This is a genomic window from Amycolatopsis sp. NPDC004079 (assembly GCF_040610415.1).
GTDB classification, from domain to species: domain Bacteria; phylum Actinomycetota; class Actinomycetes; order Mycobacteriales; family Pseudonocardiaceae; genus Amycolatopsis; species Amycolatopsis halotolerans.
Window position 1 is genome coordinate 20,213 of sequence record NZ_JBEXMH010000063.1, and the last position, 22,498, is coordinate 42,710.

Sequence of the window (22,498 nt, forward strand, 5' to 3'; positions counted from 1 at the left end):
CTCTGGGTCAGGGCACGACCTGGACCACGTCGCCGACGTGCAGGGTGTTGAAGAACCGCAGCGACGAGGTCGCCGACAGGTGGATGCAGCCGTGCGAGTACACCTTCAGGCTGCCGGTGTGGAACGCGTCGCCCGGGTAGAAGAAGACCGAGTTCGGCATCGGCGCGTTGTCGAACTGCTTGCTCAGGTGCAGCTTTTCCTTGGACAGCACGTGGAACGTGCCGGTCGGGGTCGCGTGGCCCTTGCGCCCGGGCAGCATCGAGACGGGGCCGTAGATGACCTTGCCGTCCTGCAGCAGCCAGGCGCGGTGCCCGGAAATGTCGACACAGGCGCTGGTGCCGGAAGCGGCGGCGGCCGCCGCACACGGAACGTCGGCGCTCGGCTCCGGGTCGGCCTTCGGCTGCGGCTTGGGCGCGGGCTTCGGAGTCGGTTTCGGCGTCGGAGTCGCGCTGGTGCTCGCCGGGCTGCTGCTGGTCGCCGGGGCGGAACTGCTGGCCGGCGCGCTAGCCGACGAGGTGGGCACGCTCGCCGCCGCGGGAACCGCCCCGCCGCCGGAAGCCGACCCGGCCGTGCCGCCGGAGCACGCCACGAGCCCGAAAGCCGCGGCCAGCGCCGCCATCCCCACCAGAACCCTTTTCACGATCCGGTACCCCCGCGTTCGGTCGGGTCACATTCGGTAGGACCCGTATCACCCGAATAGACGACCATCACCCCCACGTGGTTGCTCGGCAATGGTCACGATCCGGCGTCTCCACCCCCGGGTTGAGCCGCGGATCCACCCGGCACCAGCCCGTACGCCGACGAAAACCGCACCTATCCCGGCGAGGCTGGAAGCACGCCGGGCAGCCTCCCGGCACCCGCCGCCGGCCGGGCGAAGCCGACCGCCCCCGAAGGAGCACCGTGAACCTCGGCCCGCTCACCATCGTTCTCTACGTCGCGATCGCGGCACTCGTCCTCTACCGGGTCGTCTACCGGCAGTGGCGCGGCACGCTGCTCAGCCGCAAGCGGTTGCTGACCCTGCCGTTCATCCTGACCGCGATCGGCGTGTTCTCCGCCGCCACCGCGTTGCAAAGCGCGACCGCGACGGAATACGCGCTGCTGGCCGGCGACGTCGTAGTCCTTGGCCTGCTGGGCGTCCTGCGCAGCTCCACTTCGGTCCTCAGCGCCCGCGAAGGCACGACGTTCGTGAAGGGCACTCCGCTCACGCTGGTGCTGTGGTTCGCCACCATCGGCGTACGCGTCGGCTTCTCCTTCATCGGAGCCGCGCTCGGCGTCAGCAGCGCCGTGACGTCTTCGACGATCATGCTCACCATCGGCATCAGCATCGGCGTACAGAACGCCTTCACCTACTACCGCATTCAGAAGCGCGGCCTGCCGCTGTCGGAGCAGACGCCGACGAGCATCAACGCTCGCCGCTAAGCCCCACCATGCGCGCGTACATCCGCGAAGGGCTCAGCACCGTTGCCGGGTGCAGAAACCCCGGCAACGGTGGCAAGTCCCGCGCGAAAGGCACGAGATGCGCGTACAGCACTTCCGCCCCAGACGGTCGCACCGAAGGATCCTTCGCGAGCGTCGCGGCGAGAAGCGCGTTCAACTCCCGCGGTACGCCAGGAACGACCGGCGCTGTTTCCTTCACCTGCTTGTCGAACACCGCGTACGCCGTGGGCCCGGTGAAGACCGGACGGCCAGTCAGCATCTCGTGCAGTACGCAACCGAGCGCGTACAGGTCGCTTCGCGGCTCCGCGTGCCCACGTTGGATCTGCTCCGGAGCCATGTACGACGGCGTACCCAGCAGCTGTCCCGCGCGCGTAAAGCGAGCAGTGTCGGCTTCGCGCAACACAGCGAGCCCGAAGTCCATCACCTTCACACTGCCGTCCGGACAGAGCATCAGGTTGGCTGGCTTGAGGTCACGGTGACAGACCGCGCGAGCGTGCGCTGCCGACAGCACCGCGGCCGCTTGCGCCGCGATCGCCGCCGCCCACGACACCGGCAGCGGACCGTGTTCGGCGAGCAGATCGTCCAGCGTCACGCCTTCGACGAACTGCATGACCTGGAACAGCCGGTCGTCATGCGCGCCGAAGTCGTACAGCGTGGGCGCGCCGGGATGGTCGAGCGTCGCGAGGATCCGCGCTTCGCGGGCGAAGCGTTCCTCCAGCTCTTCGTCCCCGCCGGGCAGCCGCAGCAGCTTGATCGCGACGTGCCGGCCCAGCCGCCGGTCGAGCCCGCGGTGCACCGAACCCATGCCGCCCCGCCCGAGCGGCAGATCGTCGACCTCGTAGCGGTCCGCGATCAGCATGGGCCCCCTCACAGCGCTCACCCGCCACCGGGCTTCAGCCGTCCTTCGGCGAGTGCGGCAAAGCCTAGCCGCACCAGGTCGCGGCCGATTTCCGCGGTTTGCCGCAGCGCCCGGTCGAAGTCCGCGAGCGCGCGGAAAGCGACGCCGTACGCACGCTGCGTTTCGAGCGGATGCCGCGGCACCTTCAACCGGCGCGCGTCGATCCGGGTCGACGCGCTGTGCACCGGGAAGTCCGCGGCGCGCAGGCAGCCGGCGAGGAACTGCGCGTCGAGCAGCTCCGGATCCACGCGATAACGGGAAAGCGCGGGCCCGAGCCGCACCGGAGCTCCACTGTGGACGATCACCGCGCCGGTGACCGACGCGACCACATCGCCTTCGTGGGCGAGAACCGCCGCCGGATCGGGCGCGGCGTGCCCGGTCGGCGGGCCGCCGAGGAGGACGTCGTCGGTGGTCAGCACGGGTTCGTCGCCGTCGGCGGTCCGCGGCGGCGCGTGCGTGATCCGCAGCGCGCCCGCCTTCACCAGCTCGCCGACGGTCGTGTGCGCCGGTTCGCCAGACGCCGGTTCCAGCTTGGGCAGCTCGATCCCGATCTGCCCGAAAAGCCGTTGCGCGGCAAGGAAAGCCTCGCCCGAGTCACTCTCTCCCGGGCGACCCGACGGCGTGAGGTCGACGTCGTCGTCGAGCACGTCGATGATGCGTTCGCCGGTATCCGGATCAGCCAGAAAGTCCAGCCACACCTGCTCGACGCTCTCCGCGGTGGTGTCGGCGATCAGCACGGTCGCCGGCGCGCGCTGTTCCGGTTCCGGCCGCGTGAGCAGCCAAAGATCCGTGCCGGCCGCGAGCGTGCACACCGCACGCAACGCGCCGGCGCGCAGCAGATTCGCCCGGATGCGCTTCCCGCTCCGCCGCCCGGCCGCCGCCCCCGGCATCAGCACCGCGACCGCGCCGCCAGGCTTCACGTGCGCCAGGCAGTGCTGCACCCACGCCAGCTCCGACTCGCCGCGCGGCGGCAAGCCGTACTCCCAGCGCGCGTCGCCGACGAGTTCCTCATGCCCCCAGCCGCGCTCGTTGAACGGCGGATCGCACAGCACGACGTCAGCCAGCCGATCGGCGAAAGCGTCCGCGCGCAACGCGTCCGCGGCGTGCACCTCGGTGTCCGCGCCGTGCAGCCGCAACCGGATGCCAGCGATCCGCGCGGTGTCCGGGTCGACGTCCTGCCCCCGCGCCCGGGTCGCCGCGGCGGCCAGCAACAACGACCCGAACCCGCACGCCGGGTCGAGCACTGTGGCCCCCTTCGCGCCGGTCAGCCGCACCATCAGGTCGGCGTACGCGGTCGGCGTGGTGGAAAGCCGGCGGGCGTGAGCCTCGAAGAAGCGGTCGCAGAGCTGCTCGAACGTCTCCGCCGCGCCTTCGCTCGAGGCGAGCCGGGAGACCAGCGCCAGCAACTCCGCATCACCGGGTCCTTCGGCATCGTCCGCGAGGTACTCGCCGACCGCCGCCAGCCGCGCGCCGAGGTCGAGGTCGTCTCCGAGCGCGCGCAGCCGTTGCCACGCCTCGTCAATCGGCGCGAGCTCGAACGGACGGCCGCGCCCGCGCAGCCACGCCTGGACCTCCGGCAGCGAAAACAGCGGGCTGGACGCCGTGCCGCCCACGGGTTTGGGAAAATCGTCGTGGCGCCGCCGCCAGTTGCTCACCGCCGCCCGGCGCACGCCCGCCAGGCGCGCGATGTCGGCCGCACTCACCGCCGCGTCGTCTGCCATGACGAGCACGATAGCCGACGACAGCGGTTTCCATCGTTTTGCTTGTTAACTCAGTCAACCAATGGTTTCATGGGGGCATGGCCACCGAGCAGACCCGGTTCACCCTGCGCTACTCCGCGGGATCGGACCAAGGGCGACGACGCACCAACAACGAGGACTCCGTGTACGCCAGCGGGCGGATGCTCGTGGTGGCCGACGGCATCGGCGGCCAGCCGCACGGCGAGGTGGCCAGCTCGACCGCGGTCAGCGTGCTGGCCTCGCTCGACGCGGAATTGCGCACGCTGGACCTCACCGCGCACAACCTGTCGAACCTGCTCTCCGACGGCGTCCACCGGATCGCCGGACAGCTCGCCCAGGTGGCCGAGGAAACCCCCGCCACCCAAGGCATGGGCACCACCCTCACCACCCTGCTGTTCGACGGCACCCACTTCGCCGCGGCCCACGTCGGCGACTCCCGCGGCTACCTCCTGCGCGACGGCGAACTGCAGCGCATCACGCGCGACCACACCCTCGCACAGGCCCTGGTCGAAGACGGCACCATCAGCGCCGCCGACGCCGACCACCACCCGCGCGGCTCGATGCTGATGAAGGCGCTTCTGAGCACCGGCTCGGCCGAACCGGACGTCTGGGAATTCACCCCGCAAGCCGGCGACCGCTACCTGCTCTGCTCCGACGGCCTCACCGCGGGCGCCAGCGAACCGGCCATCCTGGACGTCCTCGCCGACGGCACCCCCGAGGAAATCGTCCCTCGCCTCATCGCACTCGCCAACGAGGGCGGCGGCCCGGACAACATCACCATCGTGGTCGCCGACGTCGTCCCGGCCTGAACCGGTTCGCGCAGGTCGGACCACCTGCGGAAGGCGAGAGGGCCATCCGGTATTCTTCCCCACGGAGGATTGGCCGAGCGGCCTAAGGCGCACGCTTGGAAAGCGTGTTGGGTTCACGCCCTCGCAGGTTCGAATCCTGTATCCTCCGCTGCAACACCACGAAGGTCCCGGCTTCTCAGAGGCTGGGACCTTCGTCGTTTCCGCGTAAATCCCTTGCCTGGCAACGACAATCCGCTGGCAGAATTCGTTCATGAACCACAGCGCAGCTCAAGAGTTCGCCGACCGCTGGGCACAGGCTTGGAACGCCCACGATCTCGACGCACTGATGGCCCACTTCGCCGACGACGTGACGTTCCGGTCCCCGGTCGCGGTCCAGGTGGTCGGCGGCGACGGCGTGATCCGCGGCAAGGCGGCGCTGCGCGCGTACTGGGCCGAAGGGCTGCGCCGGATTCCCGATCTCCGCTTCGAGGTCGTCGGCGTCTATGTCGGGCTCGGCGCGCTCGTCATCAACTACCGCAACCAGAAGGGCGGACTGGTCAACGAGGTCCTGGTCTTCGACGGTCCGCTCGCCGTCGACGGTTACGGCACTTACCTCGGCGACGACCCGAATCCGGCCGGGGCTCGCTGAACCGGGGAACGGGCCGTCGCTGTCCGCAATCGGGGCAGGGGCTGGGATCGGCCGAACGGTCCTACCCGCTAGGCTTCGCCGCAGACTTCATCGCAGCCGTCCGGAGAGGTTTCCCGGTGTCACGAATACCGTTTTGACCTGGGCGTTGGCCGTCGCACACACACCGAGAACCCGCAGGTCAGAAGGCTGAAACGCGGGTTTCGGGCCCCGCGTGCGCACCTGAGAAGCCGACGCCCGACTGGCCCCGGACTGCCGACCGCGTCCGGGGCTTTGTCGATTCTCCCGTTCCCACTTACTTACCGAAGACACCTGATCACGCTAAGTTTGTATGTGGTCGTTTCAGCCCACGACGCACCGAGGAGCCCGCCCCCATGGCCGGAGTGGAAGAGATCCGCGCTGGTATCGCGCTCGCGAACGAGAAGGCGTCCGCGAGCATCGCCGCGCTGCAGCAGGCAGCGCAGGCACTCGAAGAAGCACAGCTGTCGCTGTCCCAAGCCACCCAGGGCAGCAGCCAGCACGAGGTGAACCAGGCGCACGGCCTGCTCGCCGAAGCGCTGCAAGGAATCACCGGCATGCAGAGCACCATCCAGGCCGGCATCTCGTCGGCCGATTCCTACTCGGCGCGGCTTTAACGCCGATGTCGGGGCTCGCCGAAATCCACCAGTTGCTCACCGCCGCGCGAGCGGGGGTCGGCGACGGACGGGCGCATGCCGAGCGGGCGAAGGCTCTGCTCGGCGACGCCCGGCGCGCACTCGTCGACGCGCAGGCCAAGGCAGATCCGTGGCTGCCGGGCCAATTGGCGCAGGCCGACGAGGCGCTCGAACACCTCCTCACCCGTTTAGCCGCCGCCGACGATCTAGTGGGCGGATACCAGTCACGCCTGTAGGGATGAGATGGCCAGCAAGTCAGCCGAGCAACGCAACCGTGTGCAAACCGCTCTCGACCGGGTCCGGCACCAGATCGGGCTCGTGCTCGGGGCCGCGGTCGGCGCGCGCGAAATGGCCGAGGCCGAGGTGGCGCGGCTGACGCTGGAACAGGAGATCGTCCGGGTCGGCATGGACCACGCCGACCCGGCCCAGCAGACGGAGTGGGCGCGACATCCGGCCGCGCACGAGGTGTTCGCCGCGCTCGGCGGCACCCGCACCGCCTTCTACACCGACTGGAGCGCCGGTCCCGGCGAACTGCGCGACCTCGTCGCCGCGCACGCGCCGGGCCCGGCCGGGCGGCCGCCCAGCGAATGGCTCGGCCGCGTCGGCACGAATTCCGGCGTCACCGCGCCGGGGTTGTGGCGGGTCGGCTCGGCCACCGCGGCCGGACGCGACATCTCGCGCACGTTCGACGTCGCCGTGCCGCTGCTGGACGAATCGCACCTGGCCATCACGTCCGCGCCGAAAACCCGGCCGGTGGTGGACGGAATCGTGCAGGGCCTGCTGATGCGCGTGCTGTCGGCGTTCGAGCCCGGCGCGGTGAAAATCCACCTGTGGGACGTCGGCCAGCTCACCGCGATCCTGCCGGACCTGTACCCGCTCAGCCGCACGAGCGCGCTGTCGCTGTACGACCCGACGCGGCTGGAGGATCTGCTCGACGAACTCGCCGGGCACATCCGCCGGATCCACGCCACCGGCATGCAGGCGGGCCACACCTCGTTGCGGGAACTGCGAAAAGCCACCAACCAGCGCTTGGAGCCGTACCGGATCGCGGTGCTGTACGGCAACGGCGAAACCCTCGACGCGGAGCGCGCGCGCGACCTCAAACGCGTGGCCAGCGGCGCGCTCGCGGCCGGGATCTGCCTGATCCTGGTGGACGTGCCCACCGCGGTGAGCGCGTCGATCGAAACGCTCAGCCTGCTGGACGAACGCCGCGCGGTCAGCAGCATGACCGGCAGCGACCTGGTCGTGGACCTGGATCCGCCGATGCCGTCCGGACAGGTCATCCGCGCGGCGAACCGCATCGCCGAAGCGCTGATCTCCCGCCAAGGCGGGCCCAGGTCGTTCGCCGACCTGATGCCGACCGAGATCGGCAAGGAAAGTTCCGCGCGGGAACTGCGCGCGCCGATCGGATTCCACGAGGGCGAAGCCGTCGAAGTGGTGATCGGCGACGCGAGTCCGCACGCGCTCATCGGCGGCCCGAGCGGTTCGGGGAAAACGAACTTCCTGTACGCGCTGCTGGGAAGCCTCGCCGCGCGCTACACGCCCGACGAGCTGGCGTTATACCTGCTCGACTTCAAGGAAGGCGTCTCGTTCGCCGGTCTCGCGCCCGGTCGCAAGGACTCCAGCTGGCTGCCGCACGCGAAACTGGTCGGCGTCAACGTCAACACCGACCGCGAATTCGGGTTGGCACTGCTGCGTTTCCTCGCCGACGAACTCCGTCGCCGCTCTGCCGCCGCCAAGGAGCATGAGGTCACCAACCTGGCTGACCTGCGCGAACAGGATCCGAGCGGACACTGGCCGCGGATCGTCGCGGTGATCGACGAATTCCAGTACCTCTTCGCCGGACGTGACCAGGTCACCGCGCAAGCCACGCAGTTACTGGAAGACATCGCCCGACGCGGACGTTCGCAGGGCATTCACCTGGTGCTGGCCAGCCAAGACGTCGCAGGCATCGAAGCCTTCTGGGGCAAACCCGCGGTGTTTGAACAGTGCACGCTGCGCATCGCCATGCCGAAGGCGCGCCGGGTGCTCGCGGAGACGAACAACGCGGCTGTTTCCGCACCCAAGTGGCACGCGGTGATCAACCACGATTCCGGTGTCGCGCACGGGAACCAGCTGGCGCACGTGCCGGATTCAAGCACTCGCAACGTTTTCGTGAACCTTCAGCAAAAGCTGTGGGAACTCTATGCTGGCCGCTTCTCCCGGCCACGCCTGTTCGACGGTGCGCATTCGCCGGTGCTGGAACAGTTCCCGGCGTTCGTGGAGCTCAAGCCGAGTCCTCAGCCGAGGGCGATCCTGGGCCAGTCGATCGATGTCACCGAGGCCGCGTGCGGTGTCGAACTGCCTCGGGTACCCGGCCGAAACATCGCGGTGCTCGGCGGCGCGACGGCGGAGGCTCTGTCCATTATGGACTCCGCCGCACGATCGCTTTCCCGGCAACTGGAACTCGGGCAGGTCGAATTCCTGCTTCACTGCCCGATCGTGGCCAGTTCGCCAGCAGTCTTGGATCTGAAGAGCCGGCTGGAGGCCGAGGGTCACCTGGCGACGCTCACCGAAGACCTCTCCACCGAGCTGGAATCGATCGTCGCATCGCTTTCCACGACGACGCCGCGCGTCCTGCTGCTGTACGGAGTGGACGCCGCGTTGCCTTCTTTGGAGGCAAAGGCCGTCGGACAGCTGAAGAGCGGCCTCGACCACCTGCGTTTGCTGCTCAAGAACGGCCCCGCGCACGGCGTCCACACCATCGGCTGGTGGCGCAGCATCGCGCGGCTCAAGGACACCCTCGGCTTCGGCGGCACGGACGACATCGGGACCTGGGCCGCGCTGGACGTCCAGGGCAACGATCTGTCGCCGTTCGCCGCGGGCCAGGTTGTGCATTGGTCGCCGCGACCGGGCCGCGCATTGTTCTTCGACCGCACCACGCACGGGGCGCCGGAAGTCATCATCCCGTTCCAGCGCCCGGAAACCGAGCCGACCGCGGGAGGCACGCTGTGACTGAGGGAACCACCAGCCCCGCCATGCGGTACAAGGAAATCGTCGGCCTGGCCCGCGGTTCGGCGGACAGCCTGCGCGCGTGGGAACTGGCGCGGGCGGACGAAATCGAACGTCAGCTGTCCGACGCCCAAGCCGCGGTGGTCGCCGCGCAGGATCGGGAAGAGAAGACCCGCGAGCGCGCGAGCCGGTGGTGGAAGATGGCGCTGCACAATGTTTCGCGGCTGAATTTCGTTGAGGCACTGGACGATCCGCAGCCGGTTACTACGGCTCGGCCGCAGTATTTGGACCGGTACTTGGAAGAGGTCAAGCCGAGCTACCAGGAGCTGGTCCAGGCGGTGCTGGGGCTCGGCTGGCGCGCGAAGCGTTAAGCCGTGAGGGGAACCCTGAGGGAATCAGAGTCCTTTGGGGTTCCCCTCACGGACAACTAGTTACGCCGTACGGTGCAGCAACCGATCCAGCCCATCGAGCACATCATTCGCGAAGTCCGCGAACGGATTCCCCGCCGAAGGCCGGAACCGGACCACCTGCGGATCATGGTCACTGGCCTGATCCGCGAACTCGGCATTCACATGCACCACGTCGTAATCGACACCACGCGGAGCAGCAGAAGCCAGGATGTGGTCCAACACCTGCGACTGCCCCTCAAACACATAGCTGTACCGCTCCGCCGGAGGCAGCGTCGCGATCAGGTCCTTCAACAACCCGCCCGACGTCAGCTTCGCCAGCGCAGGCGAGAACTGATAGTCGTTCAAGTCACCAGCCACCACGACGTTCGCCCGCGGGTCCGCGCCGAGCAGCTGCGCCACGAAACCCTGCAGAACCGTCGCCTGCTTCTGCCGCTGCACCTCGGAACCGCGCGTCGGCGGCTGGTAGCGGCCATGCGTCGGCTGGTCGCCGCCCTTGGAGTTGAAGTGGTTGGCCAGCACGAAAACCGTCCGGCCGCGGAACACGAACTCGCCTGCCAGCGGCTTGCGGCTGTCCTCCCACGCCTCGTTGCCCGGGTCGACCCGGCCCGGCGACTGCGTCAGGTGTGCCTTGCCGTGGTCGGAAACGACGCCCACCGAAGAGGTCGGGCCGCCACCGGGGCGATCCACAAAGGACACTCGCGACGGGTTGAACAGGAAGCCGACCCGGATGTTGCCGCCCGGTTGTCCGCCGTCCTGGTCGTTCACCGGGTTGATCTGCCGCCACTGGTACTGCGGGCCGCCGGCGGCGACGATCGCGTCGGTGAACTTCTTCAGCGTCTCGGTCGCATCGACCGTGCCGTCGTCGGTCGCACCGCTGTTGTCCTGGATTTCCTCCAGGGTAACGATGTCCGGCGTCGCGAGGTTGTCGACGATGCCGTGTGCGAGCTGCGCGTACTTGGTGTCCGAATCGGACGGTGCGAGGTTCTCGACGTTGTACGTCGCCACCGAAAGCTCGCCCGGACGTTGCTTGCGCGTGGTTTCCCGCTGCAGCTTGTTGTCCTTCGCCGCACCCAGCTTCGACGCGAACAGCGTGTAGCCGCCGAAGTTGCTGTACTCCACCGGACCGGAGGTGACGCCGGTGAGCACGTCGCCAGTGTTGACCTTCGGAGCCGCCTGCTGCGAGGACGGGATGATCGACTGGACCTTCAGCACGCCAGTGTTGATCTTGTCGTACCCAAGGTACACCGTCCCGCCGCGCGGCGTCGGGTTCTGCTGCGGCTTCGTGGTCACGTACAGCTCGCCGTACTTGTTGCTCGGACCCACCACCCGTGCGTCAGAAACCTGGACGATCTCGCTTTCGTGCGATTCCCAGAAGTCCAGCGCGTACTTCGACGGCTCGAGCGGCAGCGGTTCGATGTTGCCGCCCGCGTTGGGGGCCAGCACATCCGGCACCTGGTCCGGAGTCAGCACGGTCGGGGCGGGCAGGGGGTTGCCCGAAGAGTCGACCGTCCACTGTGCACTGGTCAGCTCGGTCAGCGACTGGTAGTTCGAGGTCGCGGGCGCGTCCGGGTAGTACTCCTTGACCTTGCCCTGCGCGGTGATCGCGTCGCCGACCGCCACGTCCGGCGTCGTCGATCCGGTGAACACGAACAGGCCCTCGCTGGTGCGCGGATCGCTGTCCGGGTGCGGGTCGGTCATCCAGAACCCGCGCGCCGAGCCGAAGCTGCGCACCGCGGTGACGACTCCGGTGACGTCCTCGACCTGCTTGTCCTTGAACGGCGAAATCCGCGTGGTGCCCTGGATGTCGTGGATCTTCGCCGGAACACCCGGCTCGCCCGGCTGCGTGCCGGTGGTCTCGCCCTTGGTGTTGGTGGGCGTCGGGTCGCCGACAGTGAAGTCCGCGCTGTTGTTGTCGGTGTCAGCGAGCGTCGCCGCGCGCGCGACCGAGGTCGTGTTGGACGGCGCGGCAGCCGGATCCCCTTCGCGGACAACGGCATCGCCGAAGCCGACGAGGTCCTTGACCCGGCTGTCCGCCGCACAATCGGCGGCGGTCTTGCAGGTCAGCGGCGCGCTGTCGGACACGAGCGCAACGGTCCCGGCGGTCGCGGACATCGCGATGGCCCCGGTCGCGTCGGGCGTCGGCAGCGCGACCGTGCCACCGTTGCCCTTCCCCTCCGCGACGAGGTAGCGGCCCTTCGGCGCGACGGACCCGGCGAGCGGCGTGACCTGCCACTTGCTCGACGCGCTCGCCGAACCGGGCAGGTACTGGACGCTGTAGCCGTCGAGCGCGACGGGCGCGCCGCCGTGGTTGGCCAGCTCGATGAAGTCGTTGGTCAGCGTGGCGCCGGAATTGCCGCCGCCGCCGTAGACCTCGGCGATCAGGGCGTCCGCGCTGGGGGCCGCCGAAGCGGGCGCGGCCAGCCCGCCGAGCACGAGAGCAGCGGCGGAGACGGCAACCGCGCCTCTGGTCAGTCTTGCCCCACCGGCGCTGCGGCCCCCGGCGGGACGACGGGATATGGTCACCCTGAGTCCCCTCTGCATGTCAACGGTCGAGGCATCGTCCCCCGAACAAGCGAAGCAGAGGAAGACGAAAGGGCAACGATTCGTAACGAGCTGGAGGGAATTCCTCCTTTGGACGGGTTGACGCAATGATCACGCTCGTACTCGGCGGAGACGTCAACCTGCAGGGCCGCGCGAACCCGGAAACGGCGTTCCACCCGTTGACCTCGCTGCTCACCGGTGCCGATGTGCGGTTCGTGAATCTCGAGGGACCGCTGTCCGGCTCGACCGGCATGGACATCCCGCACAAGCCGAACTGGCGGCACTCGCCGCCGGAGATGGTCGCCGCGCTGACCGCCGCCGAGATCGACGTCGTGTCGGTGGCCAACAACGTCACCTACCCGCCGGCCGCGGCGATGGCGAGCCTCACCGTGCTGGACCGCGCCGGAATCGCGCATTGCGGCGCGGGCGCGAACCTCGCCGAAGCGCACGCGCCGGCGATCCTCGAACGGCCCGGCGGCCGGATCGCGTTCCTCGCCTACACCTCGCTGTGCTGGCCGGTCGGACAGGAAGCGACGGAAGACTCCCCGGGCGTCGCCGCGGCGGGCGCTTACACGTCGTACCAACCGGATCCGCGCGTCCTGGACGTTCCCGGCCGCCCGCCGATCGTGCACACCACACCGGTCCGCCGCGACCTGGAGCTGCTGCTCGCCGACATCCGCCGCGCCCGCGCCGAGGCCGACCACGTCGTGGTGTCGATGCATTGGGGCATCCCCGGCGAAGAACTGACCGAGTACCAGGTGACCTACGCGCACGCGATCATCGACGCCGGCGCCGACCTGGTCGTCGGCCACGGACCGCACACCGTGCAACCGGTCGAGGTCTACCGCGGCTGCCCGATCCTCTACAGCCTGGGCAACCTCGTCTTCGACTGGCCCGCCATGCGCGACCGGCACCGCGACGGCCTGCTCGCCGGTTGCGTCGTCGGCGAGCAGATGCGGGTCGAATTGGTGCCGATCCGCCGCGACGAAGACAACGAATGCGTACCGTTGACGGGAACGGACGCCGACGACGCGCTGCGGCGGCTGGTAGACCTGTCCGCGCGGCGCGGAACGAACGTGACGGTCAGTGATGGCTTCGCGACCGTCGAAGGACTTCGCGGCTAGACCGCCCATCCCGTCGTCACCCGGACGGCGCATCTGCCTTAAATGCAGCTCAAGCCCGGGGTCGACCGGTACCGGGCGGGAGTACCTTACCGATGAGCACGGAAACTGTGGCCTGGACCACTTTCGAGCTCACGGGTAGCACCTCGCAGGGGGAGGCGACACGGTCACGTGGGGGTTGACCGTCGTCGAGTGCGCGGGTGCCACCACCCGGGAAAACAGCCGCGGGCGCGGGACTTTCCGCTTCGCCCGCGACCGCGGCTCCACGGATTTGCCCCGGGGAAGCCTCGCGAGTGGCGAGGCGCCGCCTTGACCGCGCGGGGGAGCGCGGGAGGGGGAGGAAGGCGGCCTGCCTCGCCACTCGTGAGCACTATCCGCTGACGAGAGCCGACGCGACGCCGTCCACCACGCGCGCACACGTTTCTCCGTGGGTGAGCGGCAGGTAGTGACCGGCCCCCGGCACGATCTGCAGCGCTCCGTCCTGGCAGGTAGCCAAGAATCGGCGTTCGCCAAGGCGGAAGTGGTCGTGACGGCCGTTGAGCAGAAGTACCCGCCCCGGGTACCGCGCGAGGTCGGCTAGGGGGTCCATCCCGGCGGCCGCTTCCATCGCGTCGGGAATGACCTCGGACGCGATTCCCGCAGCGATGACCGGCTCGGCGACTTCCTCGGGGAGAACGCGGCGGAGCAGCCACGCGCTGAAGGACGCACCGTCGTCAGCGGTCGTCGCCAAGCCACGCCGGGCGAACCGGAAACCGCCGCGCAGCACCGAACTCGGCGCGAGCGAACATCCAGCTCCCACCAGGGAAACGACCCGCTCCGGATGCCGGGCCGCGGTCGCGATCGAGACGTAGCCGCCGAGCGAATGCCCGACCAGGACCGCCCGTCCGCCCACCTCATCGATGGCGTCGACGACCGCGTCGACCGCGCCGTCGAGCGTGAACTTTTCCCCGCGCCGCGTCCCGTGCCCCGGCAGGTCCGGCGCGGCCACTCGACCGCGCGCCAGGCGTTTTTGCTGCTGCCAGCACGCCCCGGACAGCCGGATGCCGTGCACGAAAACCACCGGCAGTACTTCGCTCATGTCTCCACCCTTCGCCCAGTTTGCAACGGAGCGTTGCATATCACTGGTCTACCGAATGCAACGCACCGTTGCAAATCGAGCTAGGATCGGGCCATGGACCGGACTGCCTCCCGCCCGCGCAAGGCGGACGCCATCTTCTCCGCGACCCTCTCGCTGCTGGCCGAACGCGGTTACGACGCACTGACGATCGAAGCGGTCGCAGCGCAGGCCGGAGTGCACAAAACGACGATCTACCGCACGTGGGCGACCAAGGACGAGGTCCTCGCCGATGCGCTGGTCCAGGCCCCGGAACTGGCCTTCGCCATCCCCGACACCGGCTCCCTGCGCGGCGACCTCCTCGCACTGGCGAAGCAGATCCACCGCCTGCTGGCCGATCCCGCGAACCGGCGCGTCATCACCGCCGTCGTCTCCGCGCTGCCCGACCGTCCCGCCACCGCCGAGGCAGCCGGACGCTTTTTCGCCGACCGCCTCGGCCGTGAGCAGGCCGTCTTCGACCGCGCCCGAGACCGAGGCGAACTAGCCGACGCCGCGGATGCGGAGATGCTCATGGATCTGCTCGGCGGAAACCTGTGGTTCCACACTCTGATCCGAGCGAAATCCGCCGACGACGCCTACTTCGAACGACTTGTCGACACCGTCCTCACCGGAGTCATCCGCTGATCAGTACGGCCGATCCCCGACGATCGCGACGCGCTCCGCGATCCGGACGTGCGGGTGGTAGTCGTTGACCGCGTAGTGCTGGGTCGCGCGGTTGTCCCAGAACGCCACCGAATCCGGCTCCCAGCGGAACCGCACCTGGAACTCCGGCGTGTGCGCCTGCAGGAACAAATACCGCAGCAGCCGGTCGCTTTCGGCGCGGTCGAGGCCGACGATGTGCGTGGTGAACGCCTGGTTCACGAACAACGTCCGCCGTCCGGTCTCCGGATGGGTCCGCACCACCGGGTGTTCGACCGGCGGGTACGCGTCCTGCCACTGGGCCAGCAGATCCGGGTCGGTGAACCGGTCGAAACCGGGGATGAAGTCGTGTACCGCGGTCAGGCCGTCGATCCGCTCGCGGACGTCGGCGGGCAGGTTGTCGTAGGCGGCGGCCATGTCGGCCCACATCGTGTCTCCGCCGATCGGCGGGACCTCGACCAGCCGAAGCACCGAACCGAGCGCCGGATTCGGCCGCCAGGTGACGTCGGTGTGCCAGATGTTTTCGTACCCGGGCATCCCGGCGGTGCGGGTGAACCGCACGACCTGGTCGGAATCTCCCCGCGGGATGAACGGGTTCGTTTCCAGCTCGCCCCAGTTCGCGGCGAACGCGCGCTGCTGCTCAGAGGTGATGTGCTGGTCGCGGAAGAACAGCACCTTCCACTCCAGCAGCGCGCGGTTCAGCTCGGCGCGCAACGGCGGCGGCACCGGCGCACCGAGGTCCACTCCGGATATTTCAGCGCCGATCACCCGTCCGAGCGGGCGCAGGGTGAACAGCTCGTACGGAGCTTCGGCGCCGGAAAGCCGGCGCAGCACGCGCGGGCCTTCGAGGATTCCGTCGTCCGGCGTCACGGACGAACGCAGGCGGGCAGGCAGGTCTACAGACATGGCGGTACTCCCGGAAGAATAGGTGAATTCGGCTGTAGCAGCGGAAAATCGCCTACGCGGGAGGAGAGCCGAGACGACCGCGACGCCTCAGGAGGGCGGCGACGCCCTATCCGTCCGACCGCGCCGGGGCACGGCCGGCTAGCGGCACTTCCCGGTTCTCTGGCATGACTCCAATTCTGGCGGTGTAGGGAACTCCCGGTCAAGGATCCCCACGATGTGGAATCGTCGCACGCCCGGCCGAGTGACCCGGGCCGCCTCGATGGGGTTAGATCTCTCCAGAGGGTGGCGGACCGCGGTTCGCGCTCTCCCGGAAGCGGAGGTCCCGATGGCAGGTTCGACGAGCGAGCGGCTCAACGCCGCCGCGGACGCGCTCGATCGAGCGGCTGCCGACGCGGACCGCGCGGCGGGCCGGTTCTCCGAAGCCCGTCTCGAATCGACTCCGTGGGGGATTTCCGAGCCCGCACGGGAAATCGCCGCCCGGTGGGAGGCCGCGCTCGCCGCGCGGGACGTCGACGCGCGCATCCTCGGCGACGCGACGTCCGATCTCGCCGGCCAATTGCGGATGGCCGCCCGCGGCCACCACCACCGTCCGACGATCGCGACGGCGCTGCTGAGTTGATGCCGTTCCTCCACCCGGCGCTGGACAACGCGGCCGCCGGGCTTGCGTCATTGGGCGCCGCGGCCGCCGCGATCGGCGCACCGGACCCGGTCACCGCGCTCAGGCAGATCGACTGTTCCCCGCAGACGATCCGCGAATCGGCGCGCACCCTGTCGGGCGGCCGCGACGTTTTGGTCATGGCCCGCCTGGAATTCGAACGCGGGGCGCACAGCGCGGAACGCAAATGGGGCGGCGAACCGGCCGCGCAATTCCGGGGCAGCGCCGACGAACTGGACGCGCACTACCGCCAGGCCGCCGAAGCCGCGGCCCGCACCGCGTCGGTCGGCTTGGATCTGGCGGATCTCCTTGACCGGCTGGCAGATCAGACCGCGGCGCGAGTCATGCTGATCGCGGAAGGCGTGTCCCCGGCAGCTGTCGCGCTCTTGGCGGGAGACCGGTCCGCGGAACCGGCGGTCCGAGAGGCGTGCGGGACTATCGCCGAAGCGGTCGCTCGCGGCGTCGCGACCATAGGAGAGGCAACGACTTTCCTCGACGCCTTCGGAACACCGGTGCTGCAGGAAGAAAATTAGCGGGTCGCGGTCACGAATCCGCCGCGCGTGCTGTCCAACGGCTCGCGTCCGTATTGGACGGCGAGTTCCGCGACAGTAACGGTTTCCGGCCGCCAGCCGTGCTCGGCGAGCCACTCCGGAGCGTCTCCGGCCAGACCGCCGAGCCAGAGTGACGTGACCTCGCCGCCGACGTTGCGAGCATGGTCCAGCAGCCCGTCCCGCTCGCCGTCCGGCCGGTGCTCGAACGAAATCCGGCTGCCTGGTGCGGACAACTCGGTGACGGTCGTCAGCAGCCGCTCCGCCTCGTCCCGGCTGAGGTAGATGAGCAGGCCTTCGGCGAGCCAAACCGTCGGCTGTCCCGGATCGAATCCCGCGTTTTTCAAGGCAGCGGCCCAGTTATCCCGCAGATCCACCGGAACGGCCGTGCGCTCGCACTTGGGTCGCGCGCCTTGTTCGGCCAGCACGGCTTCCTTGAACGCGAGCACATCCGGCAGGTCGACCTCGAACACCCGCGCGCCGTCCGGCCAGTCGAGCCGGAACGCACGGGCGTCGAGACCGGCCGCGAGAAGCACCGTCTGCGTCCCGCCGGAAACGAAGTCGTCGAAGAACCGGGTGCGGATCGCGACCTGCTGCGCGAACACCATCCCGAGCCGGGAATCCCGCTCCTTGCCTTCGAAGATCGCGCGCCCGGCATGGAAGAACGCGCCCGCGTACGGGTCCTCGAACAGCCGGTCCGGCCGCCCGCTCTCCAACGCACGAAGCCCAGCCACCCCAACCGCGGTCTTCCCGACCGGCGGAAGCTCTTCGCTCATGAGCCCAGCGTACGGACGAAGCTACTTCGGCATCAGGGCTTTGATCTCCTCGACCAGCCGGCGCACCTTCTTCTTGTCGGACGAACTGTAGTAAAAGGTGCACAGATCAGCCTTGTCGCCGCCAGACGCCGGGTTCTCGATCACCGCCGTCGACGCCCCGGTCACCTTGAACTTGAGACACCCCGGGCCGAACGCCCCCGGTTCGGTGTTGCTGACGTCGCTGATCTTGCTGACCGCGAAGCTGTGTCTCTTGTCCGCTCCGAACAGCCCGTCCTTGATCGCGGCCTTGATCGTCACCTGCTTGCCGCTGAACGTGAGCGACCGACGCCGGGCATAGATGTACAACGCGCCACCTCCGGTACGGGGACCAGCTACCGGAAGGTCAAACGAACGAACCCCGGCCGGAGTGCCCGGTCGGGGTTCGTTCGTGAAGAGCGGTGGCGGTGGGATTTGAACCCACGGACGGGATTAACCGTCACACGATTTCGAGTCGTGCTCCTTCGGCCGCTCGGACACGCCACCGCCGAGAACAATACCGGACCCCTGCCGCGGGGTGCGGCGGGGGTTACTCGGCCCCGGCGCGACGGTCCGCGAAGTACGCCTCGAGCAGGGCGGCGCAGTCGTTTTCGAGCACTCCGCCGAGGACTTCCGGCCGGTGGTTGAGGCGGCGGTCGCGCACGACGTCCCACAGCGACGACACCGCGCCCGTCTTGGGCTCCCAGGCCCCGAACACCAGCCGCGAGACACGGGCGAGCACGAGCGCGCCGGCGCACATCGTGCAGGGCTCCAGCGTGACCGCGAGCGTGCAGCCTTCGAGCCGCCAGCCGTCGCCGAATTTGCGAGCCGCCGCGCGCAGTGCGAGGACCTCCGCGTGTGCGGTGGGGTCAGCCAGCTCTACGCGCGCGTTGCGGGCGGCGGCCAGCGGGCGCCCGTCGGGGTCGAAGACGACCGCGCCGATGGGCACGTCGGCACCAGGAGCGCGGGCCGCGTCCAGCGCGGCCCGCACGGCCTCGATGTCGTCCGGCCGTCTCAGAGCTGGTCCAGCAGTTTCGAGAACTCGGCCTCGAACCCGCACCGCTGGGCGATCATCTGGAGCTGCTCGTCGGGGTAGAGGTCGACCTCGCCGACGATCACCTCCAGCTCGCCGCCGGGAAGGCCGAGGTCGGCCAGGATCTCGAGGTCGCCCTCGGGCCACACGGCGTCGTCGTCCTCGTCGGGCGGGTCGACGCGCAGCACGTCGAGGACGTCCGCCGCGATGTCGTAGTCGAGCGCCGCGGCGGCGTCCGACAGCAGCAGCGACGGTCCCCTCGGGCTCGGCCGGACGATCACGAAGAACTCGTCGTCGACGGCCAGCAGGCCGAACGCCGCCCCGGTCGACCGGAGCTTGCTCAGCTCGGTGATCGCCGCATCCAGTTCTGTGAGCGCCGAGGAATCGAGCGCACTGCACCGCCACCGACCGTCTTCACGGACCACAGCTATCGCGAAGCCCGTGACCGGCTCTTGCACCGCCATGCGCACACCGTATTCCGCCTCGCTGGCGAACGCACGCACGGTGCGCCCGAAGCGTGCGAGGTGCCACTATCGAGCCATGACCGGACCCACCGACCTCCCCACCCTGCCCGGCAATCGGCACGCCGGGCTGCTCGACGCCGCACGGCAGCTGCAGGACCGCACTGTCGAGCTCCGCCGCGCTGTGCACCGGCACCCCGAACAGGGCTTGCAGCTGCCGCGCACCCAGGCGGCGATCCGCGCCGCGCTGGCCGACCTGCCGATCGAACTCACCGACGGCCGCTCCACGACGTCGCTCACCGGCGTGCTGCGCGGGGCCCGTCCCGGACCGGCCATCCTGCTGCGGGCCGACATGGACGCGTTGCCGCTGACCGAGGACACCGGCCTGGAGTTCTCGTCCGAGATCGACGGCTCGATGCACGCCTGCGGACACGACACGCACGTCGCGATGCTCGCTTCGGCGGCGCGGCTGCTGTCCGAGCGCGTCGACGACCTGGCCGGTTCGGTGGTGTTCATGTTCCAGCCGGGCGAGGAAGGCCTCCACGGCGCGCGGCACATGATCCACGAGGGCGTGCTGGACGCGGCCGGCACGCGCGTCACGCGAGCTTTCGGCCTGCACACGATCGCCAACAGCCCGAGCGGCGTCCTGCAGGTGCGCGGCGGGCCGATGATGGCCTCAGCCGACACGTTCAGTGTCGAGGTCACCGGCCGCGGCGGCCACGGTTCGGCTCCGCACGACGCCATCGACCCGGTCCCGGCCGCGGCCGCGATGGTCAGCGCGCTGCAGACGATGGTCACGCGGCGGATCAGCGTCTTCGACCCGGCGGTGGTTTCAGTGACCCGCATCGTGGCCGGAACGACGACGAACATCATCCCCGAGACGGCGGTGCTCGAGGGGACCATTCGCACCCTGTCGGAGACGACGCGTTCCTTCGTTCGCGAGGAACTGCCGAAGGTGTGCGAGGCGGTCGGCGCGGCCCACGGATGCCGCGTGTCGGCCGGAGTGGACCCGGGTTACCCGACGACCGTCAACGACCCGCGGGTCGCGGCTGAGGTGTTGTCGCTGGGCGCCGAGGTGCTGGGCGCGGAGAACGTCGAGGAGCTGACCACGCCGATCATGGGCGCGGAGGACTTCTCGTATGTGCTGCAACGGGTTCCGGGCGCGTTCGCGTTCATCGGGGCGCGGGAGCCGGGAGCGGACCCGGCGACCACGGAGGACAACCACTCGAACCGGGTGAAGTTCCACGAACCAGCGATGGCCGCCGGGGTCGCGATGTACACCGCGTTCGCACTGGACGCCCTGCGCTGAGCTCCGGCCCGCCCTTGACTGGGGCGGGCCGGTTCACTCGGCTTGTGCGAGAAAGACGAATTCGCGGTCCGGCCGGTCGGGTGCCTGCCGGAGGTCGGCGACGCGGTAGCCCTGCTCTCGCAGGCTCGTCCCGGCTGCGGAACCTCAGGGTCGACTCCGAGGTGAGGACGAGGCCGTCGGCCAGGAACGTGTAGGTCATGCGGAACGAGACAAGCGGCAGCCGGATTTCGGTGACCTCGACTCGCTGCTGCACCGCTCCGATCCCCGGCACTTCGCGGGTGTGCGGCGGCACGTCCCAGGTCTCCCAAGCGCGGTACTCCGGCCGCCGGGTCTCGAACACCAGATGCCCGCCGGGTCGTAGCGCCGTCCGGATCCCGCGGAGGTTCGCGGCCCAGTCGTCGTCGGTCAGGAAGACCTGCGCGACGTTCCCGGTCATCACCGCGAGATCCGCGTCGAGCGCGGGCAGGGTCGTCGCGTCTCCGTGCCGCCAATCGACCCGGCTGTCCTTCGCCCGCGCGATGTCGAGCGACGCCTCGGCCGGATCGACGCCGACGACCGCGCGCCCGGTTTCGGCGAGCAAGACCGCCAGGCAGCCCGTCCCGCAGCCGACGTCCAGCACCCGGCGAGCGTTCAACTCGTCGGCGATGCGGACGTACGCGGGGCAGGTCGACCCGGTCGCCGTCGAAGGTGTCATAGATCGGCGCGAGGCGGGGATCGGCGAATATCGCATCGGGCACCCGCGTCACGGTACCCAAAGCCGCCCCTTCGGCCACCCGGCTTTCCCCAGGTCCGGCCATGGTTTGCCCTTCTTCTGGGACAGCTATCCCAAAGATCAGGACGATTGTCCCGGACGTCCTCGTGTTACCCTCCGTTCTGACGAGACATCATATATCAGATCGGATCTGCTCGTGGCGTTCGAGAAACAGCGACAGCGACTCGCCGGTGTGGTGGCGATCCCGGTGACCCCGTTCACCGCGGCCGGAGACGTGGACGCCGAAACGTACGAGCGGTTAGTCGAACGGCTCGTGCTGAGCGGCGTCGAGGTCGTCACGCCGAACGGCAACACCGGCGAGTTCTACGCGCTCGACGAGCAAGAAACGCGACAGTGCCTCGAAGTCACCACGAAGGCCGCGCGCGAGGCGAGCGTGCTTGCTGGCGTCGGCCATGACGTGCGTACAGCCGCGAGGGCCGCGAAGCACGCGCGCGCTTCTGGAGCGGACATGGTGATGATCCATCAGCCCGTGCACCCGTACGTCTCGCGCGCGGGCTGGATCGACTACCACCGCGCCATCGCGAACGAAGTGCCCGAGCTCGGGGTTGTCCTGTACGTGCGCAACCCCGCCATCGAAGGTTCAGACCTAGCGCAGCTCGCCGACGCCGCGCCGAACGTGCTCGGCGTGAAGTACGCCGTGCCGGACCCAGTGCGCTTCCGCACTGTCGCGCGCGACGCGGGGTACGAGCGCTTCGTATGGATCGCGGGCCTCGCCGAACTGTCCGCCCCTGGGTACTTCGCGGTCGGCGCGACGGGCTTCACCTCCGGCCTGGTGAACGTCGCGCCGCAGATCTCGCTCGACCTGTTCCGCCACCTGCGCAACCACGATTTCGCCGGAGCGATGGAGATCTGGGACCGCATCCGCCCGTTCGAGCAGATGCGCGCCGCGGAGGGCAACGCCAACAACGTCAGCGTGGTCAAGGACGCGCTCTCCCAACTCGGCCTGTGCCGCCCCGACGTGCGGCCGCCGAGCAGGCTGCTGACGGCCGCCGAACGGGACCAGCTGTTCGAAATCCTGTCCTCGTGGGGGCTTTCGTAACTCGTCA

23 protein-coding genes, 2 tRNA genes and 1 pseudogene are annotated in these 22,498 nt (G+C 69.2%); 14 read left to right on the forward strand and 12 right to left on the reverse strand.

Annotated elements, in window-relative coordinates; all coding sequences use genetic code 11:
* Window positions 1–7 precede the first annotated feature (7 nt).
* Window positions 8–640, reverse strand: coding sequence for a L,D-transpeptidase (locus ABZX37_RS40060; RefSeq protein ID WP_354748719.1), 633 nt, complete (start codon window positions 638–640; stop codon window positions 8–10).
* A 260-nt stretch (window positions 641–900) separates the two neighbouring features.
* Between ABZX37_RS40060 and ABZX37_RS40065 the strand changes: the two genes are divergently transcribed.
* Entirely contained in the window at window positions 901–1,419 is a 519-nt protein-coding gene (locus ABZX37_RS40065) for a hypothetical protein (protein WP_354748721.1), read from the forward strand.
* Here ABZX37_RS40065 and ABZX37_RS40070 read toward each other — a convergent pair.
* Window positions 1,403–2,296 carry a serine/threonine-protein kinase gene (locus ABZX37_RS40070; protein ID WP_354748723.1) on the reverse strand — a complete coding sequence of 298 codons (894 nt, stop codon included), beginning with the start codon at window positions 2,294–2,296 and terminating at the stop codon, window positions 1,403–1,405. The genes ABZX37_RS40065 and ABZX37_RS40070 overlap by 17 nt on opposite strands.
* A gap of 17 nt (window positions 2,297–2,313) precedes the next feature.
* On the reverse strand, window positions 2,314–4,056 hold the full coding sequence (locus ABZX37_RS40075) for an N-6 DNA methylase (RefSeq protein WP_354748724.1): 1,743 nt from the start codon (window positions 4,054–4,056) through the stop codon (window positions 2,314–2,316).
* 77 nt (window positions 4,057–4,133) lie between these two features.
* Here ABZX37_RS40075 and ABZX37_RS40080 point away from each other — a divergent pair, with 77 nt between their 5' ends.
* From ABZX37_RS40080 to ABZX37_RS40110, 7 genes are all read left to right on the forward strand, one after another.
* A complete protein-coding gene (locus ABZX37_RS40080) occupies window positions 4,134–4,883 on the forward strand; it encodes a protein phosphatase 2C domain-containing protein (protein WP_354748726.1) in 750 nt (249 codons plus the stop codon).
* 63 nt (window positions 4,884–4,946) lie between these two features.
* A tRNA-Ser gene (locus ABZX37_RS40085) sits at window positions 4,947–5,031 on the forward strand.
* A 102-nt stretch (window positions 5,032–5,133) separates the two neighbouring features.
* Entirely contained in the window at window positions 5,134–5,511 is a 378-nt protein-coding gene (locus tag ABZX37_RS40090; RefSeq protein WP_354748728.1) for a nuclear transport factor 2 family protein, read from the forward strand.
* 371 nt (window positions 5,512–5,882) lie between these two features.
* Window positions 5,883–6,143: a hypothetical protein gene (locus ABZX37_RS40095; RefSeq protein ID WP_009084635.1), complete on the forward strand. Its 261-nt coding sequence runs from the start codon at window positions 5,883–5,885 to the stop codon at window positions 6,141–6,143.
* 5 nt (window positions 6,144–6,148) lie between these two features.
* Window positions 6,149–6,397, forward strand: coding sequence for a hypothetical protein (locus tag ABZX37_RS40100; protein ID WP_354748730.1), 249 nt, complete (start codon window positions 6,149–6,151; stop codon window positions 6,395–6,397).
* Window positions 6,398–6,404: 7 nt separating this feature from the next.
* On the forward strand, window positions 6,405–9,155 hold the full coding sequence (locus ABZX37_RS40105) for an FtsK/SpoIIIE domain-containing protein (protein WP_354748732.1): 2,751 nt from the start codon (window positions 6,405–6,407) through the stop codon (window positions 9,153–9,155).
* The gene (locus ABZX37_RS40110; protein WP_344266039.1) at window positions 9,152–9,523 is read left to right on the forward strand and encodes a hypothetical protein; all 372 of its coding nucleotides are present in this window, start codon (window positions 9,152–9,154) and stop codon (window positions 9,521–9,523) included. The genes ABZX37_RS40105 and ABZX37_RS40110 overlap by 4 nt, the downstream gene beginning before the upstream one ends.
* A 60-nt stretch (window positions 9,524–9,583) precedes the next feature.
* Here the strand turns inward: ABZX37_RS40110 and ABZX37_RS40115 are convergent, their stop codons facing one another.
* Window positions 9,584–12,085 (reverse strand): endonuclease/exonuclease/phosphatase family protein, encoded by a 2,502-nt coding sequence (locus ABZX37_RS40115; RefSeq protein ID WP_354748734.1) that lies wholly within the window; start codon window positions 12,083–12,085, stop codon window positions 9,584–9,586.
* 125 nt (window positions 12,086–12,210) lie between these two features.
* Here ABZX37_RS40115 and ABZX37_RS40120 point away from each other — a divergent pair, with 125 nt between their 5' ends.
* Complete coding sequence (locus tag ABZX37_RS40120; RefSeq protein WP_354748736.1) at window positions 12,211–13,227, forward strand: CapA family protein; 1,017 nt, start codon at window positions 12,211–12,213, stop codon at window positions 13,225–13,227.
* Between the two features lie 367 nt (window positions 13,228–13,594).
* Here the strand turns inward: ABZX37_RS40120 and ABZX37_RS40125 are convergent, their stop codons facing one another.
* The gene (locus tag ABZX37_RS40125; protein ID WP_354748738.1) at window positions 13,595–14,302 is read right to left on the reverse strand and encodes an alpha/beta hydrolase; all 708 of its coding nucleotides are present in this window, start codon (window positions 14,300–14,302) and stop codon (window positions 13,595–13,597) included.
* Window positions 14,303–14,395: 93 nt separating this feature from the next.
* Here ABZX37_RS40125 and ABZX37_RS40130 point away from each other — a divergent pair, with 93 nt between their 5' ends.
* Entirely contained in the window at window positions 14,396–14,962 is a 567-nt protein-coding gene (locus ABZX37_RS40130; protein ID WP_354748740.1) for a TetR/AcrR family transcriptional regulator, read from the forward strand.
* Here ABZX37_RS40130 and ABZX37_RS40135 read toward each other — a convergent pair whose 3' ends face one another.
* Entirely contained in the window at window positions 14,963–15,883 is a 921-nt protein-coding gene (locus tag ABZX37_RS40135; RefSeq protein WP_354748741.1) for a TauD/TfdA family dioxygenase, read from the reverse strand. It lies immediately after the preceding gene.
* Between the two features lie 325 nt (window positions 15,884–16,208).
* On the opposite strand from ABZX37_RS40135, the gene ABZX37_RS40140 reads away from it, so the two are divergent.
* Window positions 16,209–16,502 carry a hypothetical protein gene (locus tag ABZX37_RS40140; protein ID WP_354748743.1) on the forward strand — a complete coding sequence of 98 codons (294 nt, stop codon included), beginning with the start codon at window positions 16,209–16,211 and terminating at the stop codon, window positions 16,500–16,502.
* Window positions 16,502–17,071, forward strand: coding sequence for a hypothetical protein (locus tag ABZX37_RS40145; protein WP_354748745.1), 570 nt, complete (start codon window positions 16,502–16,504; stop codon window positions 17,069–17,071). Before ABZX37_RS40140 ends, ABZX37_RS40145 begins: the two co-directional genes overlap by 1 nt.
* On the opposite strand, the gene ABZX37_RS40150 is transcribed toward ABZX37_RS40145, so the two are convergent.
* The 5 genes from ABZX37_RS40150 to ABZX37_RS40170 form a co-directional block, all read right to left on the reverse strand.
* A complete protein-coding gene (locus tag ABZX37_RS40150) occupies window positions 17,068–17,862 on the reverse strand; it encodes an SAM-dependent methyltransferase (protein ID WP_354748747.1) in 795 nt (264 codons plus the stop codon). The genes ABZX37_RS40145 and ABZX37_RS40150 overlap by 4 nt on opposite strands.
* 21 nt (window positions 17,863–17,883) lie before the next feature.
* Window positions 17,884–18,207, reverse strand: coding sequence for a hypothetical protein (locus ABZX37_RS40155; protein WP_354748749.1), 324 nt, complete (start codon window positions 18,205–18,207; stop codon window positions 17,884–17,886).
* Between the two features lie 90 nt (window positions 18,208–18,297).
* Window positions 18,298–18,384, reverse strand: a tRNA-Ser gene (locus ABZX37_RS40160).
* A gap of 43 nt (window positions 18,385–18,427) precedes the next feature.
* Window positions 18,428–18,868 (reverse strand): nucleoside deaminase, encoded by a 441-nt coding sequence (locus ABZX37_RS40165; protein WP_354748751.1) that lies wholly within the window; start codon window positions 18,866–18,868, stop codon window positions 18,428–18,430.
* A gap of 23 nt (window positions 18,869–18,891) precedes the next feature.
* Complete coding sequence (locus tag ABZX37_RS40170) at window positions 18,892–19,374, reverse strand: tRNA adenosine deaminase-associated protein (protein WP_116202841.1); 483 nt, start codon at window positions 19,372–19,374, stop codon at window positions 18,892–18,894.
* Window positions 19,375–19,450: 76 nt separating this feature from the next.
* On the opposite strand from ABZX37_RS40170, the gene ABZX37_RS40175 reads away from it, so the two are divergent.
* The gene (locus tag ABZX37_RS40175) at window positions 19,451–20,680 is read left to right on the forward strand and encodes a M20 family metallopeptidase (protein WP_354748753.1); all 1,230 of its coding nucleotides are present in this window, start codon (window positions 19,451–19,453) and stop codon (window positions 20,678–20,680) included.
* Between the two features lie 33 nt (window positions 20,681–20,713).
* On the opposite strand, the pseudogene ABZX37_RS40180 reads toward ABZX37_RS40175, so the two are convergent.
* A pseudogene (locus ABZX37_RS40180) lies at window positions 20,714–21,417 on the reverse strand (class I SAM-dependent methyltransferase).
* Window positions 21,418–21,588: 171 nt separating this feature from the next.
* Between ABZX37_RS40180 and ABZX37_RS40185 the strand changes: the two are divergent.
* Window positions 21,589–22,491, forward strand: coding sequence for a dihydrodipicolinate synthase family protein (locus ABZX37_RS40185; protein ID WP_354748755.1), 903 nt, complete (start codon window positions 21,589–21,591; stop codon window positions 22,489–22,491).
* Window positions 22,492–22,498: the final 7 nt, after the last annotated feature.

Excerpts from the sequence above, each read along its gene's own strand:
- ABZX37_RS40070 (WP_354748723.1), bottom strand. The coding sequence starts at position 2,296 with ATGCTGATCGCGGACCGCTACGAGGTCGACGATCTGCCGCTCGGGCGG.
- ABZX37_RS40075 (WP_354748724.1), bottom strand. The coding sequence starts at position 4,056 with ATGGCAGACGACGCGGCGGTGAGTGCGGCCGACATCGCGCGCCTGGCG.
- ABZX37_RS40080 (WP_354748726.1), top strand. The coding sequence starts at position 4,134 with ATGGCCACCGAGCAGACCCGGTTCACCCTGCGCTACTCCGCGGGATCG.
- ABZX37_RS40090 (WP_354748728.1), top strand. The coding sequence starts at position 5,134 with ATGAACCACAGCGCAGCTCAAGAGTTCGCCGACCGCTGGGCACAGGCT.
- ABZX37_RS40095 (WP_009084635.1), top strand. The coding sequence starts at position 5,883 with ATGGCCGGAGTGGAAGAGATCCGCGCTGGTATCGCGCTCGCGAACGAG.
- ABZX37_RS40100 (WP_354748730.1), top strand. The coding sequence starts at position 6,149 with ATGTCGGGGCTCGCCGAAATCCACCAGTTGCTCACCGCCGCGCGAGCG.
- ABZX37_RS40105 (WP_354748732.1), top strand. The coding sequence starts at position 6,405 with ATGGCCAGCAAGTCAGCCGAGCAACGCAACCGTGTGCAAACCGCTCTC.
- ABZX37_RS40120 (WP_354748736.1), top strand. The coding sequence starts at position 12,211 with ATGATCACGCTCGTACTCGGCGGAGACGTCAACCTGCAGGGCCGCGCG.
- ABZX37_RS40125 (WP_354748738.1), bottom strand. The coding sequence starts at position 14,302 with ATGAGCGAAGTACTGCCGGTGGTTTTCGTGCACGGCATCCGGCTGTCC.
- ABZX37_RS40130 (WP_354748740.1), top strand. The coding sequence starts at position 14,396 with ATGGACCGGACTGCCTCCCGCCCGCGCAAGGCGGACGCCATCTTCTCC.
- ABZX37_RS40135 (WP_354748741.1), bottom strand. The coding sequence starts at position 15,883 with ATGTCTGTAGACCTGCCTGCCCGCCTGCGTTCGTCCGTGACGCCGGAC.
- ABZX37_RS40140 (WP_354748743.1), top strand. The coding sequence starts at position 16,209 with ATGGCAGGTTCGACGAGCGAGCGGCTCAACGCCGCCGCGGACGCGCTC.
- ABZX37_RS40145 (WP_354748745.1), top strand. The coding sequence starts at position 16,502 with ATGCCGTTCCTCCACCCGGCGCTGGACAACGCGGCCGCCGGGCTTGCG.
- ABZX37_RS40150 (WP_354748747.1), bottom strand. The coding sequence starts at position 17,862 with ATGAGCGAAGAGCTTCCGCCGGTCGGGAAGACCGCGGTTGGGGTGGCT.
- ABZX37_RS40170 (WP_116202841.1), bottom strand. The coding sequence starts at position 19,374 with ATGGCGGTGCAAGAGCCGGTCACGGGCTTCGCGATAGCTGTGGTCCGT.
- ABZX37_RS40175 (WP_354748753.1), top strand. The coding sequence starts at position 19,451 with ATGACCGGACCCACCGACCTCCCCACCCTGCCCGGCAATCGGCACGCC.